Here is a 1,426-nt window from a genome sequence, read left to right as displayed (position 1 = left end):
AGAAGAACAAATGTCTGCATTTATTAATGAGATGATGCAGACGAAGGATAAATTCAAAGCCGGGGCAACCACGTTGGAGGTTATTCGACATCCGGAGAAGTATATCTCCGCTAAGTATAGCAGGAGACTTTCGGATCTGGAACTTGAAGATTTAATCTCTCATGCAGCCGGTTCTGGGAACTTCAGATTTGACGCCAAATGGAAAATTAAAAATCAAGATGGAGAGGGAATCTACATCTTTGTTGCACCAAGAACTATTCTAGAGCTAGCAATATGTTCGGAGATTTAGGCCAGTTTAAAGCCTACCTCGAGAATATTGATAGTTTTGACAAACTCTATATCATACAACAAGGTGGTAGAGGAGTTACGCGTGAGCAGATAATTGCCCAACTCGAACGAGCCATTGCGAAAGACGCAAGAAGTGTATTTAATGCAAATAGAAATGTCTGGATAAACATGGGAATCGGTACTTTTGCTGACTTAGAGCGTATTTGTCGAGCACAGGGACTTTCTAGCGCTTCAGCATTCCAGATATTTAGAAATATCATACAAACAACTAACTGATCTTTTGATATGGATTATATCAAACAAACTAGAATAGAAAATGTAGCTGGATTTTGTCCTCAAAATGGGGATTATAGCTATGAGAGAAAAGGACGGAGTTATTTAGTCCTTGACGGAGTGGCTCTAGAGAAAGGAGAGGCGCCTTGTGATCTCTCTTTTAGAGGAACGCATAGGTATGTTTGGTATAGTTCAGGAAGATTTGAGTTATACAGGGAGCATGTACTTGTGAAAGAAATAGGAGGAAATACGAACCTCTTAAATGAACAAACTCAGTATATTGGTACGCATTTGTTGGACTTGGCAACTTTTCAAACGTATTACAATTATGCGTCCCCTATTGATGCACGTCCTATTTTATCTGAATCCATACCATATATGCTGTATGTCGAAGATGATGTGATAATCGCATACGATAATTTACGCAAGAAAGAAATTAGGCGTATTGATAATAGTACTGAGGTGCTATGGTCATTCCCTTTTGTGGATCTTGGTGAAGATAATGTCTGCATGCCGGGGGAAGTAGATCGCATTGTCAAAATACTAGGGATAGTCGGTGATTTGCTTTGGTTTAAGACTGACTTCGCCCGTCTAATCGCTCTTGATATTACGACAGGTAAGCAGGTATACCAACTCTCATGTAATCCCGCAGACGAAGAGAAGCCTCAATATAAGATTGTTGAAGGCATTGGTCGTTGTTATCTTCGAAAAGAAGATAAAGCCATTATAGGTATTAGTTCTTCAGGATTTCAGGCTATTGACCCAAATACGGCTGAGGTAATAGATCGTTTTATCTTCAGAGAGGCTGATCCCGATGGCATTGGAAGTTATCGAAGTGTGTTCCACCCACTTCTTCAAGGAGACT

The 1,426-nt window shown here is 40.0% G+C and carries 3 protein-coding genes; all 3 read left to right on the top strand.

Going from position 1 to position 1,426, the window contains the following annotated elements; all coding sequences use genetic code 11:
- The coding region (locus tag HMPREF9999_RS10425) for a hypothetical protein (RefSeq protein WP_009436771.1) at positions 1–289 on the top strand (289 nt) is incomplete at its 5' end.
- Positions 274–564 carry a hypothetical protein gene (locus HMPREF9999_RS02665; RefSeq protein WP_009436770.1) on the top strand — a complete coding sequence of 97 codons (291 nt, stop codon included), beginning with the start codon at positions 274–276 and terminating at the stop codon, positions 562–564. The genes HMPREF9999_RS10425 and HMPREF9999_RS02665, both read left to right, overlap by 16 nt.
- A 9-nt stretch (positions 565–573) precedes the next feature.
- On the top strand, positions 574–1,426 hold an 853-nt coding region (locus HMPREF9999_RS02660), incomplete at its 3' end, for a hypothetical protein (RefSeq protein ID WP_009436769.1).

The sequence above is a fragment of the Alloprevotella sp. oral taxon 473 str. F0040 genome, assembly GCF_000318095.2.
Classification (GTDB): Bacteria; Bacteroidota; Bacteroidia; order Bacteroidales; family Bacteroidaceae; genus Alloprevotella.
The sequence above is the reverse complement of the archived record's forward strand: the minus strand, read 5'-3'. Positions and strand labels throughout refer to the sequence as shown.

Coding starts and splice junctions, on each gene's coding strand:
- HMPREF9999_RS02665 (WP_009436770.1), top strand. CDS start 274: ATGTTCGGAGATTTAGGCCAGTTTAAAGCCTACCTCGAGAATATTGAT.